Annotated in this window: 11 protein-coding genes; 2 read left to right on the top strand and 9 right to left on the bottom strand. The window is 68.2% G+C overall.

Annotated features, from left to right (window positions below; all coding sequences use genetic code 11):
• Window positions 1-118: 118 nt before the first annotated feature.
• On the bottom strand, window positions 119-4,648 hold the full coding sequence (locus tag VK92_RS23085; RefSeq protein WP_048021807.1) for a DEAD/DEAH box helicase: 4,530 nt from the start codon (window positions 4,646-4,648) through the stop codon (window positions 119-121).
• A 221-nt stretch (window positions 4,649-4,869) separates the two neighbouring features.
• Window positions 4,870-5,394, bottom strand: coding sequence for a metal-dependent hydrolase (locus tag VK92_RS23080; protein WP_021159502.1), 525 nt, complete (start codon window positions 5,392-5,394; stop codon window positions 4,870-4,872).
• 420 nt (window positions 5,395-5,814) lie between these two features.
• Here VK92_RS23080 and ggt point away from each other — a divergent pair, with 420 nt between their 5' ends.
• Complete coding sequence (gene ggt / locus VK92_RS23075) at window positions 5,815-7,536, top strand: gamma-glutamyltransferase (RefSeq protein ID WP_042975050.1); 1,722 nt, start codon at window positions 5,815-5,817, stop codon at window positions 7,534-7,536.
• A gap of 86 nt (window positions 7,537-7,622) precedes the next feature.
• Here ggt and VK92_RS23070 read toward each other — a convergent pair whose 3' ends face one another.
• Entirely contained in the window at window positions 7,623-8,546 is a 924-nt protein-coding gene (locus VK92_RS23070; protein ID WP_048021809.1) for an alpha/beta fold hydrolase, read from the bottom strand.
• Window positions 8,547-8,899: 353 nt separating this feature from the next.
• Here VK92_RS23070 and VK92_RS23065 point away from each other — a divergent pair, with 353 nt between their 5' ends.
• On the top strand, window positions 8,900-9,349 hold the full coding sequence (locus VK92_RS23065; RefSeq protein ID WP_042975048.1) for a winged helix-turn-helix transcriptional regulator: 450 nt from the start codon (window positions 8,900-8,902) through the stop codon (window positions 9,347-9,349).
• A 46-nt stretch (window positions 9,350-9,395) separates the two neighbouring features.
• Here the strand turns inward: VK92_RS23065 and VK92_RS23060 are convergent, their stop codons facing one another.
• The 6 genes from VK92_RS23060 to VK92_RS23035 all read right to left on the bottom strand — a co-directional run bounded on the left by VK92_RS23060 (window position 9,396) and on the right by VK92_RS23035 (window position 15,172).
• Window positions 9,396-10,007: an ANTAR domain-containing response regulator gene (locus tag VK92_RS23060; protein WP_027791381.1), complete on the bottom strand. Its 612-nt coding sequence runs from the start codon at window positions 10,005-10,007 to the stop codon at window positions 9,396-9,398.
• A gap of 6 nt (window positions 10,008-10,013) precedes the next feature.
• Window positions 10,014-11,156, bottom strand: a complete 1,143-nt coding sequence (locus tag VK92_RS23055; protein WP_048021811.1) for a transporter substrate-binding domain-containing protein — start codon at window positions 11,154-11,156, stop codon at window positions 10,014-10,016.
• Between the two features lie 32 nt (window positions 11,157-11,188).
• On the bottom strand, window positions 11,189-12,748 hold the full coding sequence (locus tag VK92_RS23050) for a VWA domain-containing protein (RefSeq protein WP_048021812.1): 1,560 nt from the start codon (window positions 12,746-12,748) through the stop codon (window positions 11,189-11,191).
• Window positions 12,745-13,584 carry a CbbQ/NirQ/NorQ/GpvN family protein gene (locus VK92_RS23045; protein ID WP_048021814.1) on the bottom strand — a complete coding sequence of 280 codons (840 nt, stop codon included), beginning with the start codon at window positions 13,582-13,584 and terminating at the stop codon, window positions 12,745-12,747. The genes VK92_RS23050 and VK92_RS23045 overlap by 4 nt, the downstream gene beginning before the upstream one ends.
• The gene (locus VK92_RS23040; protein ID WP_021159494.1) at window positions 13,584-14,066 is read right to left on the bottom strand and encodes an AmiS/UreI family transporter; all 483 of its coding nucleotides are present in this window, start codon (window positions 14,064-14,066) and stop codon (window positions 13,584-13,586) included. The genes VK92_RS23045 and VK92_RS23040 overlap by 1 nt, the downstream gene beginning before the upstream one ends.
• Before the next feature lie 68 nt (window positions 14,067-14,134).
• A complete protein-coding gene (locus VK92_RS23035) occupies window positions 14,135-15,172 on the bottom strand; it encodes an aliphatic amidase (protein ID WP_048021816.1) in 1,038 nt (345 codons plus the stop codon).
• Between the last annotated feature and the right edge of the window lie 475 nt (window positions 15,173-15,647).

Genomic DNA, 15,647 nt, shown 5'->3' with positions numbered 1-15,647 from the left:
AATCTTGTTGTGCTGGAGCGCGGGCACCCGCGCGGAAAGTCGTTCGATGCTACCCGAAGGCAGGCGGTCGCGCGGCCCCGCGATCAGTAGTCGGTGTGGTGCCGCGTGTCAGCCGATGTCAGTGGCGTCGCGCGAGCCGCAGGCGCGCATCCTCGCGCGCGGCGGGCGACAGTTCGGAGGCGTAGTGGAACGCCCCGGAAACCAGCGAGGCGACGGGCACGCCGTCACGGAACAGCACGCGATTTCCGGCGAGGGCCGGCACCTTGTCGCCGGGCAGCAGCGTGCCGGCAAGATTCAGCGGATCGGCGCCCGTCACGCAAACATACTGTCCGTCGCCCGGTTGCCGCCGCAGTTCGCGCAGGACCGGGATCGCTTCAGGCAGCGCGAACTGTTCGCCCGCGAGCCCGGCGACGAAGCGTCCGCCGCGAATCTCGCCGCGCGCTTCGAGGCGTTGCAGCACGCGCACGAGCTCGCGCCAGTTCGGCAGCCAGTCGGCCTCGCGTTCGAGCAACCGCCAGAACACGACGCCATAGCGGCGCAGCAGCGTCCAGACGATGTGTTCGAGTGCGTCGGGATCGGTCGCGGGCGCACCGCGTTTCGGTGCCGGCGTTGGCGTGTCAGCCGGTGCCGAAGCGCGTTGCACGAGCGCCCAGCGGCCGGCGTCGTCCATTCCGCCGATCAGCGCACCGCCGCGCCGCGTGCGCGGCGCATAGGTCGCGCTGCGCTTGACGGCCGGCTTCAGCAGTGCGCGGAGGCCGGCGTAGCTGTCCGCATTCACGAGGCCGGCCGAAACGAGTTCGCCGAGCGCCTGCTCGAGTTCGACGGGCAGCATGTGCAGGTCGTCGAGCAGCGCATCGAAGAACATCGCGCCATGCGCGGCGAGCGCGTCGCGCACCTGCGTGGCCCGTGCGGACAGCGCCGGTTGTGCGTCGGGATCGCGCAGCGCCTGCCAGGCGGAGAGGTGGCGGCGCGGCAGCAGCACGATCGGCGTCGTCTTCACGGGCGTGCCGGCCGCACGTGCCGGCGCGCCGATGCGCGTCCACACGAGCTTGCCCGAGCGGCACAGCTCGTCGAGCCCGCCCGCCGTGTAGTCGCTGAGCCGCGCGGGCAGCAGTGCGTCTTCCCATGCGCTTGCCGCGGCCTCATAGCCTTCGAGTTGTTCGACCACGGCCGCGAGGGCATCGCGGCCCGTGCCGCGCGTGTCGGGCGTCAGGTGCTGCCAATGGAACAGGAAGCGCATGAAGTCGGCGCGTTCGACCGGTTCGATCTCGCGGCGCAGCCGCTTCACCGTGTAGCGATGAATGCGCGCAAGCAGATGGCGTTCGCACCATTCGTCGGTCGTCGTGCCCGGTGTGAACCGGCCGCGCATCACATAACCTTCGCGCTCCAGCGCCGCGAGCGCCGTCGCGACCGACGCCGGCGGCAGGCCGAGCGGTGTCGCGATCGCGTCGAGTGCAAGCGGGCCGAAACCGGTGAGCCGCGCGCGGATCACGTCGACGAGTGCGGCATCCGCTTCCCACGGCTGTGCGCAGGCAGCCGGCACCTTGAGCGCCGGCGCGATGCGGGCTTCGGGATGCAGCGCACGCAGGCATACGAGCCGTTCGACCGGCACCCACAGCGCGGTGCCGCCGGGCGTCACGAGTTTCGTCGCGCGGCGGCGTTCGGCAAGTTCCGCGAGCCGCTCGGGCCAGCCTTCGTGCGCGTGCGCTTCGCTGTCGGCGATGCATGCGAGCGTGAGCATCGCGTCGTGCATTTCGTCGGCGTCGCGCACGAGCGGCCAGGCTTCTTCGCGCACCGCATCGATCGCGTCGGCGTCGAGCGCGCCGAGATCGTCGGCCGATTCGGGATCGCTCCAGCGGCGCGACTGCACGGCCTGCGTGCGGCGCTCTTCCAGCGGTGCGTCGTCGAGGAACGCATACGGTTTCGCGTTCAGGATCTCGGCCGCGAGCGGCGACGGCGCGGGCAGGTCGCGCGCGATCAGCTCGATCGCACCGCTCTCGATCCGGCGCAGCAGCGCGAGCCAGCCATCGGTGTCCATCGCGTCGTGCAGGCAGTCGTCGAGCGTCTGGTCGACGAGCGGGTGATGCGGTATCTCGCGTTCGCCGACGATGTTCTCGAGGCACGCGACCTGATCGGGAAACACGGTCGCGAGCAGATCCTCGCTCTTCATTCGCTGCAGTTGCGGCGCGGTGCGCTTGCCGCCGGTGAAGCGCGGCAGCGCGAGCGCCGTCGTCGCGTTCCAGCGCCAGCGCACGCCGAACATCGGCGCGTCGAGGAGCGCCTGAACGAGGACGTGTTCGGCACTGGCCGAACGCAGGTAACGCCACACTTCGTCGAGCGCGAAGCTGTGCGCGAGCGACAGCGACAGGATGATCGCGTCGTCGGTCGCGGCCGCCTGCAGCTCGAAGTTGAAACTGCGGCAGAAGCGCTTGCGCAGTGCGAGCCCCCAGGCGCGGTTGATGCGGCTGCCGAACGGCGAATGGATCACGAGCTGCGTGCCGCCCGATTCGTCGAAGAAACGCTCCATCACGAGCGTGTCCTGCGTCGGCAGCGCGCCGAGCGCGGCGCGGGTGCGGGCGAGGTAGTCGACGATCTGGCGGGCGGCGTCGGGCGACAGGCGGAGATCGTCGACGAGCCAGCGCAACGCCGGCGCGAGGCGGCTTTCGGCGGTGGCGGCGACAACGGTGTCGTGCCGCACGTCGGGCGAGGCATCGGTATCGGCCTTGATCCCGGCCTTCGATTTCGCCTTCGCGCCCGCTTTGGCGTCGGCCCGGGGCATGGACTTCCCGTCAGTCCCTTCACCGACGCGTTCACGGTTCTTGCCATGTGCGAGCCGGTCGCCTTCCGCGAACAGCCCGTCGAGCCGCGCGCGCAGCCGGCCGACCGCCGCCGACAGCTCGTCGCTGCGCCCCGGCGCCTCGCCGAGCCAGAACGGAATGCTCGGCGACTGGCCCTGCGCGTCCTCGACACGCACGCGGCCCGTTTCCACGCGAATGATCCGGTACGACTGGTTGCCGAGCTGGAACACGTCGCCCGCGAGGCTCTCGATCGCGAAATCCTCGTTGACCGTGCCGACCTGGATGCCCTGCGGTTCGAGCAGCACCGCGTAGTCGGCCATGTCGGGGATCGTGCCGCCCGACGTGGTCGCGGTCATCATCGCGTTGCGGCGCCCGCGCACGGTGCCGCCGACCACGTCGCGATGCAGGTACGCGCCGCGCACGCCGCGCCGGCTCGTGAAGCCTTCGGCGAGCATCTTCATCACTTCGTCGAAGCGTTCGCGTGTCAGCCGCGCGTACGGCGCCGCGCGCGTGAAGCTCGCATACAGCGCGTCTTCTTGCCATTCCGCGCACGCCACTTCGGCGACGATCTGCTGCGCGAGCACGTCGAGCGGCGCTTCGGGAATCCGCAACGCGTCGAGCTCGCCGCGTTGCACGCAATCGAGCAGCGCCGCGCATTCGACGAGCTCGTCGCGCGACAGCGGGAACAGGCGCCCCTTCGGCACGCCGCCGACATGGTGCCCGGAACGGCCGACGCGCTGCAGGAACGGCGCGATGCCGCGCGGCGAGCCGACCTGGCAGACCAGATCGACGTCGCCGATATCGATGCCGAGTTCGAGCGATGCGGTGGCGACGAGCAGCTTCAGTTCGCCGCGCTTCAGGCGTTGTTCGGCGTCGAAGCGGTGCTCCTTCGCGAGACTGCCGTGATGCGCGGCGATCGCGTCCTTGCCGAGCCGGTCGGCGAGATGGCGCGCCATGCGCTCGGCGGTGCGCCGTGTGTTGACGAACACCAGCGTCGTGCGGTGCGCGGCCGCGAGCCCGGCGATGCGGTCGTACACCTGTTCCCATACGTCGGTGGCCATCACGGGTTCGAGCGGCACGTTCGGCAGTTCGAGCGCGAGGTCGCGCTCGCGTGTGTGGCCCGTGTCGACGATCGTGCAATCGCGCGGCGCGTCGGCCGGGCCGCCGACGAGGAAGCGCGCGACCGCGTCGATCGGTTTTTGCGTGGCGGAGAGCCCGATACGCGGCAGCGCACGGCCGGCCAGCGCGTCGAGACGTTCGAGCGACAGCGCGAGATGGCTGCCGCGCTTGGACGATGCGAGCGCGTGGATTTCGTCAACGATGACCGAGCGCACGTTCGACAGCATCTGCCGCCCCGACGTGGACGACAGCAGCACGTACAGCGACTCGGGTGTCGTGACGAGGATGTGCGGCGCGCGCTTGCGCAGCGCCGCGCGCTCGGCCTGCGTCGTGTCGCCGGTGCGCACGGCGGTGCGGATCGCCGGCACCGGCAGGCCGAGTTGCGCGAGCGATTCGGCGATGCCGGCGAGCGGCGCATCGAGGTTCACGTGGATGTCGTTCGACAGCGCCTTAAGCGGCGACACGTACACGACGAGCGTCGCGTCGGGCAGCGTGCCGTCATGCGCGAGCGCATCGCGCACCAGATCGTCGAGCGCGCACAGGAACGCGGTGAGCGTCTTGCCGGAGCCGGTGGGCGCGGCGACGAGCGTCGAACGGCCGGCCTTGATGTGCGGCCACGCGAGCGCCTGCGCGCCGGTGGGCGCGGCGAACGTGCGCCGGAACCACGCGGCGACGGCCGGGTGGAACACGTCGAGCGCACGGGCGGCAGGGCGGGTAGCGGTGACGTCCATCGGAGCGTTGAAATAGGGTGCAAGCAGGGCGCAAAGCGTGCGCAAGGCGTGCACGAATCGAATCGCCAGTGTGCCAGACGTCGCGCGTGCGTGCCGGAGGCGCGTGTCGGCGCTCCGGACTCAAATGGGGGCCTGCACCGTACTTTCAATGGACGGAAAGTTGCGTGCGCGCCGGCGTATCGATAGCACGCCGAATCGCGTCGAATTGCGCCGAATTGCAACTAGACGCGATGCAGCCAGCCGAGCCAGTGTTCGAGCAGCGGCGCACGCGAGCACAACGACTGCGCGAGCCACAGCGTGCCGCCCCATGCGGCGCCCACGACGATCAGGTCGCAACGCCCGCTGTTCCACAGGTTGAGCGAATGACGCCGCCAGATCCACGGTACGCCGAGCGGGTTCGGCCAGTCGGCGAGCAGGTGCATCACGCCGCCGCATGCGAAGCCGAACAGCGGCGCGGCCCACAGCGGATGCGGATGATGGATGAGCCCGTGCCAGCCGAGCGCGAGCAGGGCGATCCAGCCGATGCCCCAGTGCGTGATGGTTCGATGCGTGACCCACAGGCGGCGCTTGCGGCGCCACCATGCGACTTCGAGCCAGTCGGGGGCGGTACCGCCCGCGACGCCCGCCGCGAATGCGGCGAACATGCCCGAATGCCACGGGCCCGTGGCGCCGGTTTGTGCGACGAGGGCGGCGGCGGCGACACCGGCCGCGAAGCCGGACGCATGATGCGCGTTGTGTGATGCCATAGGAAGCGAGACGAAGAAACGTGAGGCGGCGCGTGTACGAACCGATGATGCGGTGTGAAAGCGGGGCGCTATCTTCGCAGATCGGATCGTGCAGCGGGACGGTGGTTTGCAGATTTTTTTTCACGTGTCACGGGGCCCGTCGCGCAGTTCGCAACTTTCGGTTTTGTGCGCTGCGTGAGGACGTGAACCGGTGCGAACTGCGGCTGCGCGCCCGGTGCAAATTCGACCAATCCGTATCCGTGTCGAGAAGCGGCGGCATGACCTGGCGCGCACAGCGAATGCGCTTTCATCGCATGTCACGTGTTCGACCCTTTTTGTCCCCCTATACTACGAAACCGGATATGGCCGTCGGTGCGCCGGCGGCCATGCGCGGGACAGGTGCTTTTCCTGCCTGAAGGAGATCCATATGGGGGACATGCAATGACTACGCTGAATCGCTTCAAATCATCCGCTGTCGTGCTCGCGACGGTGGCCGGCATCGGTTTCCTGCCGAACGCACCCGTCTATGCGAAGGGGCCGCAGCCGGCCGTCCTGACGAGCTCGGCGGTCGCGGTGGCCGACAAGTACAGCGCGGATGCCGCGGAGCGGATCTTCAAGGAAGGCGGCAACGCGATCGACGCGGCGGTCGCGATCGCCTTCACGCTCGCCGTCACGTATCCGGAAGCCGGCAACATCGGCGGCGGCGGCTTCATGACGATCTACAAGGACGGCAAGCCGTACTTCATCGACTACCGCGAGCGTGCGCCGCTCGCCGCGACGAAGGACATGTATCTCGACAAGGACGGCAACGTCGTCAAGGGCATGAGCCTGTACGGCCCGCGTGCGGTCGGTGTACCTGGCACGGTCGCGGGCATGTGGGAAGCGCAGAAGCGCTTCGGCAAGCTGAAGTGGAAGCAGGTGCTCGCGCCGGCGATCCACTATGCGCGCGATGGTTTCGTCGTCGACGAGCAGCTCGCGCAGCGCGGCGTCGACGCGTCGAAGGAGTTCGGCGGCAAGACCAACTTCGACAAGTATTTCTCAGGGCTGAAGGCGGGCGTGAACTTCAAGCAGCCCGATCTCGCCGACGTGCTCACGCGCATCGCGAACGGCGGCGCGGAAGGTTTCTACAAGGGCAAGACGGCCGAGCTGATCGCCGCATCGATGAAGACCGGCGACGGCAACGGGCTCATCACCACCGAGGATCTCGCACAGTACCGCGCGGTGTGGCGCCAGCCGGTGCAGGCGAAGTGGAACGGTTATGACGTGATCACCGCGCCGCCGCCGAGCTCGGGCGGTATCGGCCTCGTGCAGTTGCTGAAGATGAAGGCCGACCTCAAGCAGGACTTCGAGGGCGTGAAGCTCAACTCGCCGCAGTACATCCACCTCGTCGCGGAAATCGAGAAGCGCGTGTTCGCCGATCGGGCGCAGTATCTCGGCGATCCCGATTTCTACAAGGTGCCGATCGCGCAGCTGACCGACGACGCCTACATCGCGAAGCGGGCGGCCGAAGTCAACCCCAAGGAGCCGTCGGATACGAAGAGCGTGCAGCCGGGCCTCGGCACGACGATGCCGGAGAAGGCTGAAACGACGCACTTCTCGGTGGTCGACAAGTGGGGCAACGCGGTGTCGAACACCTACACGGTCAACGGCTATTTCGGTTCGGGCGTGATCGCCGACGGCACGGGCATCGTGCTGAACGACGAGATGGACGACTTCTCCGCGAAGCCGGGCGTGGCGAACATGTTCGGCGTGGTCGGCAGCGACGCGAACGCGATCGAACCGAAGAAGCGCCCGCTGTCGTCGATGTCGCCGACGATCATGACGAAGGACGGCAAGGTGTCGCTCGTGATCGGCACGCCGGGCGGCTCGCGCATCTTCACGTCGATCTTCCAGGTGATCAACAACATCTACGACTTCAAGATGCCGTTGAAGGAGGCCGTCGGCGCGATGCGCTTCCATCACCAGCTGCTGCCGCCGAACACGATCTTCTGGGAGCCGTACCACCCGATCGAAGGCGAACTCGCGAAGCAGATCGAGGCGCGCGGCTACACGCTGAAGGGGCAGGATTTCAGCGGCGACATCCAGGTGATCAAGATCGACGGCAAGACGCCGGAGGCGATGGCCGACCCGCGCGGGCGTGGCGTGACGCGGATCATTCGCTGACGTGAAGCGGTGCGCGCGCGGTTGCGAAGGCGGCCGCGCACGCCGTGTTCCGCAGCGGGGCGCCGGATGCCCGCTGCGGAACGCACTCAGCCGGTCGTCCGGATAAATCCGGCGATCCTCGCCGCGATGGCGTCGGGCGCATCTTCGAAACAGTAATGCCCGACACCCGCCAGCCGCTCGACGGGCGCGGACGGAAACAGTGCGGTGAAAAGCGGCAGGAAGTGTTCCGCGCCGAGCGTCCGGTCGGCGTCTCCCCAGATCGCGAGCGCGGGTTTCTCGCGTATCGCGCGCAATGCCGCCGCATCGGGCACCTCGAACCGGTGCGCGCCCTCGGCAAACCCGCGGGCCCATCCGATCGCGCCGAGACAGTCCGCCGGTTGCGCGAACGGCGCACCGTATGCGGCGATCCACGTGTCGGTGATGACTGCGTGGTTCTCGAAACCGTTCAGTTTCAGCGTGCTCAGGATGTTGAAGCCGAGCTGTCCGAGCACCGTCTCGAGCGTGTCGTCGGCCGCCGCGCGCATGATCCACTGGAACCACGGCGCATCGCGACCGTTCGCGTTCAGGCGCTCGACGAGATCGGGCTGGCCGAACGGCGTCGGCCCGTTCGCCGACACGATGCGCCGGATCCGGCCCGGATGCCGCGCGGCAAGCCCCATGCCGACCGGGCCGCCGAAATCGTGCATCACGAGCGTGATGCGATCGAGGTCGAGCGCGAGCACGAAGCGCTCGAGGTTGTCGATATGGTCCTGCAGCCAGTAGCTGCGATCCTGCGGCGTCGCGCTTTTGCCGAAGCCCATGTGATCGGGCACGACGACGCGATGCGTCGGACGCAGCGCCGTCACCAGATGGCGGAACAGGTAACCCCACGTAGGTTCGCCATGCAGGCACAGAACGGTTTCGCCGTCGTGCGGGCCTTCATCCACGTAGTGCATCCGGAAGCCGGACGCGTCGTCGAAATGCGGGGCGAAAGGAAAGGTGCCGTCGAACATGGCATCGGGCCGGATCATCGAACGCTCCTTCGGTAGTCGGATAGTTTGGTTTCAAGTTGAAACTGAATCGAAGCGTAGGACATCGGGTTTCAAGTTGCAACCAAAAAGGAGGGCGGCCGCGATCGACGGACGCTTGGCCCGTAGGTGCGGGATGATGGGCCCGAACGGGGAAATGCCGGAATTTATATGCCGGATGTACGAACTGAAGTGCCAATGAGGCCCGAATCGGCCATGGCGTTCGTTGATCGCGAACAGTCGAGCCTCGCGCGATTGATCTTTCGTGTGACGAGTTTTATATTGCAACCATTCATTTCAACGAGCGTAACCGCCGTTCCGGCCGCATTCCCGGAACGGCATCGCCTCATGCATCGATGAACAGACGAACCACGCACGAAGATTCCCTTTGCGGGGTTGCCCGCCCGCTGGACGCGATCGGCGACTGGTGGTCGCTGCTGATCGTCCGCGACGCGTTCGACGGGTTGCGCCGCTTCGGCGAATTCCAGAAGAACCTCGGGCTGGCCAAGAACATCCTGGCCGCGCGTCTGCGCAACCTGGTCGCGCACGGAATCATGGACATCGTGCCGGCCGCGGACGGCGGCGCGCATCACGAATACGTGCTGACCGAGAAAGGGCGCGGGCTTTTTCCACTGCTCGTCGCATTGCGGCAGTGGGGCGAGGATTTCTTCTTCGAACCCGACGAGGCGCACGTGCTGCTCGTCGACCGGAAGACCGGGCTGCCCGTCAGGAAGCTCGAGCTGCGTGCGCAGGACGGGCGCGTGCTCGGGCCGGAGGACACGGTCGTGCTGCCGCCGCCGGACTGACGCGCCTGACGCACCTGACGCGCGGCGATCGGCGATCGCGTCCGCGTTACCGCTTCAACAGCGCATGCGCGTGCACGATCTGCTCGGCGAGCTGGTTGATCGAGATGCGCCGCTCCATCGCCTGCGAGCGGATCTGCTGATAGGCCTCTTCCTCGCTGATCGCGTTGTGCTGCATCAGCAGCGTCTTCGCTTCCTGCAGCGTGCGCGCGGACATCACGCGCTGTTCCAGCTGCGCGATGCGGCGCCGGTATTCGTCGTGCCGCCGGCTCTGGTGACACGCGAGCGCCATCGCGCTCAACAGGCCGAACGAACGCACCGGCGTCGTTACCGCGCTCTGTGCATCGATGCGCAGCATCAGTTCGAGGATCGTCGGGCTTTCGTAGGTCGTGACGGCGATGAGCGGCGGCCGCGCATCGTCCTCGAGCCACGGGATCGACAGGTGCAGCAGGTCGGGCCGGACCGCGAGGATCACGAGGTCGACGCTCTCCGGCAGCGCGGCGGGCGGCGGCCAGCGCTGCTCGCTCGGGCAACCGATGCGCGAGAGCTGCTCGACGAGCAGCAGGCCGTTGTCGTCATCCGGGTAGTACACCATCACGCGCAGCGAGCGCAGTTCGGCGAGCAGGCGCGGCGTCGAGCGGATCGGGGTGCGGGCGCGCATCGTCGGTTACGCCTTCTGTTCGTCGGGCGCGTGCACGCGGTCGCCGAGCGAATGCGTGACGAGGTACGGATCGGGATGCACGCGCCGCGTCGCTTCGCGCACGATCGTGAAATTGCCGTCGGCCGTCGCGCAGCCGATGCGCGGGTACAGGCACGTGTGCTGCGTGAGGCGGTCGATCTTCACGCGGCCCTGTGGCGCGTCGAATTCCGCGTCCGCGAGATGCTCGACGAGCCGGTCGCGCTGGTCGGTGCCGGCGCGCGCGAGCGCATTGGCGAACAGGTGAACCTGGAAATACGCGGCTTCCCACGGCGCGGAGGCGTTCGCGTCGTCGCCGAAGCGCGCCTTGAGCTGCGCGATGCAGCGCCGGTTCACGTCCGAATCGATGGTCTGGAAGTAGGGCGACGACGTGTAGTGGCCGGCCGCTGCCGCACCCATCTGGCCCAGCTCGATCTCGGACGTCGTCAGGCTCGCGATCGGCATCCTGCGTGCATCGAGGCCGGCTTGCGCATACGCACGATAGAACGCGGCCGTGCTGTCGCCGACGAGCGTGCTGAACACGAAGTCGGGCGCTTTCGCGCGGATGTCCTCGACGACCGCCGCGAAATCCTGCTCGGACGCGACGAGCGGCATGTAGACCTCGCCGAGAATCTGGCCTTCCGGATGCTGCGTGACGAGGTCGATCATGATGCGGTTCGACTCGTACGGGTAGATGTAGTCGGACCCGACGAGATACACGCGCGCACCGAACTGCGCGGTCATGAACGCGGCGAGCTGCACGCTGTTCTGGTTCGGGGCCGCACCCGTGTAGATCACGTTCGGCGAGAACTCGAAGCCTTCGTAGAGCGTCGGATAGAACAGCAGCTTGTCCCACTTCTCGACGATCGGAATCAGCGCCTTGCGGCTGCTCGACATGTATCCGCCGAACAGCACGTTCACGCGCTCGGTGGCGATCAGCGCCTCGGCGAGCCGCGCGTAGACGGCCGGGTCCGAACAGGCATCGCGCACGACGGGCACGATCTCGCAGCCGTTCGCGCCGCCCGCTTCGTTGATCTCGGCGATCGCCTGCAGCGTGCCGCGCAACTGGCTCCGGCCAAGGTGCGACGTGCATCCGCTCTGCGAGAACAATACGCCAACCTTCACACTGTTCATTCGGTCGTTCCTGTCTCTTTCGGGTAGAGCCGTCACGCGGTCAGTCGCCCGGCCGCGTGCGCGACGACGGCCGGCAATGCGTCGCCGTTCGCCGCGTGCACGCAGCGCGGGCCGACGCCAAGTATTGTAGACAACCCGGGCGGCTCACCGAACGACAGACCGGCAATCGCGACACCTCGCCGCCGGCCCAGGCGTGCCGCGTGACGCGCATCCTCGACGAGGTAGCGCGGGTCGAACACGTCGATGTCGGCGGCTTCGCCGTCGCTGATCATCAGCACGGCGGCCCGTGCGCTCGCGGTTTCGCGGCGCAGCAATGCCAGCGCATGCCGCAGTGCCGCGCCCGTGCGCGTGCTCATCCCGCTGTCGGCCGCGAGCAGCGCCGCGCGGCGGCCGGCGTCGAACGCTTCGCCGAAATCCTTGAAGCGCGCGTAGTACACGCGATGCCGTCCGTCCGACGTGTAGCCGTGCACGGCCCAGCGGCGCCGCTGCCGGTCGAACAGGTCGCCGAGCACGAACACCGCGCGTTTCTCGAGCGTCGCGACCTGCGCGGCCGTTGACGCCGACAGGTCGAGCAGGATCAGCACGGGCCCGCGCGCGTCGTGCGGCACGCGGCGACGGAACACGCGCGGATCGGGCGCGTGCCCGGCGCGCCGGGCGATGCGTGCGGCGATCGCCGCATCGACGTCGAGCGCATCGCCGTCGAGCTGGCGGCCCACGCGCCGCAGCAGCTCCGATGCGCGCGCGGCCGGCATTCGCTTTGCCGCGCGCCGGTCGGCGTCGATCAGGGCGGAAAGCGACGGCGGCGGCGCCGACGTGGCGGGCGCGCATTCGACGATCGTCGTCCAGTCGCGTCGTTCGCGCTGCGTGTGGCAATTCCACTCGGGATAGCGCGGCGCATCGGGTATGGACGGCGGTGCGTCGTCGCGCTCGTCGCTGTGGCCGCCGGTCGAGGCCGAGATCTCGACGCCGTCGTTGCCCGCCTGTTCGGCCGCCGCGGTGGCCGGCCGTGCCCACAGCCACGCATTGTCGTCGCGATAGGGCAGCCATGCGCCGTCGTCGGGTTCGAAGCGCACGCGCATCTGGCCGAGATCGTTCGCGAGCCTCGACGCAATCGCGCGAAACGCACGGTAATCGTCGAGCGTGTCGCGCCGCTCGGCGAACAGCTGCGCGCCCTTGTCGACCCACGGGTTGCCGTCGCGATACGACGGATCGAACAGCGCTTTCGCGAGCCGCGCGCACAGGCAGCCGAACGTGAGCCCTTCGCGGCCGATCGGCGCGAACGCCGGCGCCCAGAACGTCGCGAGCCCCGGCCATTCGCGGGCCAGCAGCGCCTCGACGCGCGCATCCTCGATCACGCCGGCAACGGCCGAACCGATCTGTGTCAGCGTGTCGGCCGGCTCGCCGGACGGCGAGTGGCGCCAGTGGGCCAGCGCGTGCGCGGCCGCCGCGATGCGCGCATCGGGCGGTAACGCACGGGGCACCCGCAGCGCGGCATGGCCGAGCGTCGCGCGCATCGCCGCATCGTCGAGGCGCACGTCGGTCTCGTGCGCGGTCATCCCGTGCAGGAAGCGGGCGAGTGGCAGTGCGCTCATGTCGCGAAGTGCGCGGCGGCCATCGTCTGCAACGCGACACGCGTGTCGGCATCGTCGGTCGCCGCGTCGCTGATCGCGATCCGGCAGGCATCGAGCGGCGCGAGCCCCGCGACGATCAGCCGGGCCGCGTGCACGAGCAGGCGCGTCGACGCGCCTTCGTCGAGCCCGTTGCCCGCCTGTGCCAGTGCACGCGTGCGCTGCGCGAGATCGACGAGCCGGCGCGCGGTTTCGCGATCGGCGCCGCTTTCGCGCACGACGACGTCGGCCTCGTGCGCGGCATCCGGATAGCCGAAGTCGATTGCGACGAAACGTTGCCGCGTCGACGGCTTCAGCCGCCGGTGCTCGCCGTGATAACCGGGGTTGTACGAGATCACCAGATGGAAATCCGGATGCGCATGTACGACTTCGCCGAGCCGGTCGAGCGGCAGCACGCGCCGAGAATCGGTCAGCGGGTGGATCACGACCGTCGCGTCGGGGCGCGCCTCGACGATCTCGTCGAGATAGCAGATCGCGCCGTGCCGCGCCGCGAGCGTGAGCGGCCCGTCGGCCCAGTAGGTGCCGTCGGCGTCGAGCAGGTGGCGGCCCGTCAGGTCGGCCGCCGACGTGTCGTCGTTGCACGCGACCTGGATCAGCGGCAGGCCCATGCGCCACGCCATGTATTCGACGAAACGCGTCTTGCCGCAGCCGGTCGGTCCTTTCAGCAGGACCGGCAGGTGATGGCGGCAGGCCGTCTCGAACCAGTCGGCCTCGGCACCGGCCGGCTGGTAGAACGGCACATCGGCGATGCGGTGCCCGGCGAGCGGATCGGTGGCCAGCGGCGTATCGCGTGCGCTCATTACCACCTCCCCGTCATCATCAGCATGCCGGGCAGCCAGCAGGTGCCGACGCCGATCGCGATCGTGTAGCCGGGCAGGAAGCGCACGGTCCGCTTCAGCCCGAGCGCGACGAAGAACAGGAACCACAGGCTCGACCACAGCAGCCACATCGCCCCGAAACGCGCGTCGCTCGACGTGCCCGCGTAGACGAGTGCGCTGATCGCGACGAACAGGCAATACCAGCCGAGGCCGGCGCCTTGCAGCCCGCGCCACTGGACGGCGGCGAGATACAGGTACGTGAACGCGAACAGCAGCCCGCCCGCGCTCGAGAAAAACTGCGGCGGCGCCGACGCCTGCACGAGGCCGGCGAGGTTGATCAGCAGCGCGAGCAGCCCGACGAGCAGGTTCAGGCCGGCCGCGTCGCGCGGTTCGATGCGGCCGGTGAGCGCGACGCCGTTGACGACCAGCACCGCGCCGATGAAGAAGAGAGCGACACCGAGCATGATGAAGGCTCCAGAGTGAGACAGCGCCGTTCGCGCAGGCAGCGCGAACGGCCGGGCGGGGCGCGGGTTCAGCGATGCGCGTGCGCTTCGGACGGAATGCCTTCGATCGGGCATTCGGGCGTGCCGGGTGTCGCGCGTGTCAGGCGTTCGACGGCCTGGCGCGTGCCGTCCGGGTCGTTCACCCAGTTCGCATAGAACTCGAACGGGCATTGCGCGACGCCGTTCGGCGATTCGCCGGAACCGATCTTGCCCGTGTAGCCGCGGTGCAGCAGCTTGTACAAGTGGTTCTGCGACTGCATGTTGCGGCGCGCGTCGCGGATCAGGCTCACCGACAGCTCCGCGTACTGCACGCCATTCTCTTCCTCGCCGCATTCGCCGAGCGTGCGGCCGTCGAAGCCGACGATCGCCGAGTGGCCGAAATACGAGTACACGCCGTCGAATCCGGACGCATTCGCGACTGCCACGTAGCAGTTGTTCATGAACGCCATCGCTTTCGACACGAGCACCTGCTGGTCCTTCGCCGGGTACATGTAGCCCTGGCAGCGCACGACGAGTTCTGCGCCGCGCATCACGCAGTCGCGCCAGATTTCCGGGTAGTTGCCGTCGTCGCAGATGATCAGGCTGATCTTCAGGCCCTTCGGCCCTTCGGCGACGTACGTGCAGTCGCCCGGATACCAGCCTTCGACCGGCACCCACGGCATGATCTTGCGGTACTTCTGCACGATCTCGCCCTGGTTGTTGATCAGCACGAGCGTGTTGTACGGCGCCTTGTCCGGGTGTTCCTCGTGGCGCTCGCCGGTCAGCGAGAACACGCCCCACACGTTCGCCTTGCGGCACGCGGCCGCGAAGATGTCGGTTTCCTCGCCGGGGATCGTCGATGCGGTGTCGTACATCTCCTTCGCGTCGTACATGATCCCGTGCGTCGAATACTCGGGAAACACGATGAGATCCATGCCGGGCAGGCCGCGCTTGATGCCGACCACGCGCTCCGCGATTTCGCGGGCGTTCGCGATCACGTCGGCGCGCGTGTGCAGGCGCGGCATCTTGTACTGGACGACGGCGACGCCGACGGCGTCGTTGCTGCTGGAAATATCGCCATGACGCATGGTGTGCTCCTGGTTCGGGTGAAGACGTGCGTTTTCGAAAGACAAAAAAAAGCCCTTGCCTCGACGAGCGAGGCAAGGGCTTCTTTGCCGGTCCGTTCATCCGACAACGCTGTCGGATAACGGGAATGCGGATGGGCGGCCCGAAACGGGGCCGGCGAAGCGCGGGCTAGCGGGCGCGCGCTGCGCACGATCGTGGGACGTCTTTGTCTGCCGGATCGATGGGATGCACTCTAGGCAAAGTTTTTTATGGACGCAACATCGCGTATACCCCTGCACGCGGTGAGGGCGCGGCGTGCGTCCGGGATCGTGTATTGCGCCGCGCGATCGATCGGGGTCGGACACACGCTTGCGTGAACGACGGCGCGTTGTCGTGCCGCGCCGGCTTCGATGGATCGACCGGCCGGCGCGTCGGCATCGGTCATCAAGGTTGCGTGTGCAACCTTTTTTTGCGCGATGCCGATGCGCGATGCGCGCC

Origin of the sequence: Burkholderia sp. LK4 (genome assembly GCF_001043615.1) — a bacterium.
Taxonomy (GTDB): Bacteria; Pseudomonadota; Gammaproteobacteria; order Burkholderiales; family Burkholderiaceae; genus Burkholderia; species Burkholderia cepacia.
The sequence above is the reverse complement of the archived record's forward strand: the minus strand, read 5'-3'. Positions and strand labels throughout refer to the sequence as shown.

Coding starts and splice junctions, on each gene's coding strand:
- ggt (WP_042975050.1), top strand. CDS start 5,815: ATGACTACGCTGAATCGCTTCAAATCATCCGCTGTCGTGCTCGCGACG.
- VK92_RS23070 (WP_048021809.1), bottom strand. CDS start 8,546: ATGATCCGGCCCGATGCCATGTTCGACGGCACCTTTCCTTTCGCCCCG.
- VK92_RS23080 (WP_021159502.1), bottom strand. CDS start 5,394: ATGGCATCACACAACGCGCATCATGCGTCCGGCTTCGCGGCCGGTGTC.
- VK92_RS23035 (WP_048021816.1), bottom strand. CDS start 15,172: ATGCGTCATGGCGATATTTCCAGCAGCAACGACGCCGTCGGCGTCGCC.
- VK92_RS23055 (WP_048021811.1), bottom strand. CDS start 11,156: ATGAACAGTGTGAAGGTTGGCGTATTGTTCTCGCAGAGCGGATGCACG.
- VK92_RS23060 (WP_027791381.1), bottom strand. CDS start 10,007: ATGCGCGCCCGCACCCCGATCCGCTCGACGCCGCGCCTGCTCGCCGAA.
- VK92_RS23085 (WP_048021807.1), bottom strand. CDS start 4,648: ATGGACGTCACCGCTACCCGCCCTGCCGCCCGTGCGCTCGACGTGTTC.
- VK92_RS23040 (WP_021159494.1), bottom strand. CDS start 14,066: ATGCTCGGTGTCGCTCTCTTCTTCATCGGCGCGGTGCTGGTCGTCAAC.
- VK92_RS23045 (WP_048021814.1), bottom strand. CDS start 13,584: ATGAGCGCACGCGATACGCCGCTGGCCACCGATCCGCTCGCCGGGCAC.
- VK92_RS23065 (WP_042975048.1), top strand. CDS start 8,900: ATGAACAGACGAACCACGCACGAAGATTCCCTTTGCGGGGTTGCCCGC.
- VK92_RS23050 (WP_048021812.1), bottom strand. CDS start 12,748: ATGAGCGCACTGCCACTCGCCCGCTTCCTGCACGGGATGACCGCGCAC.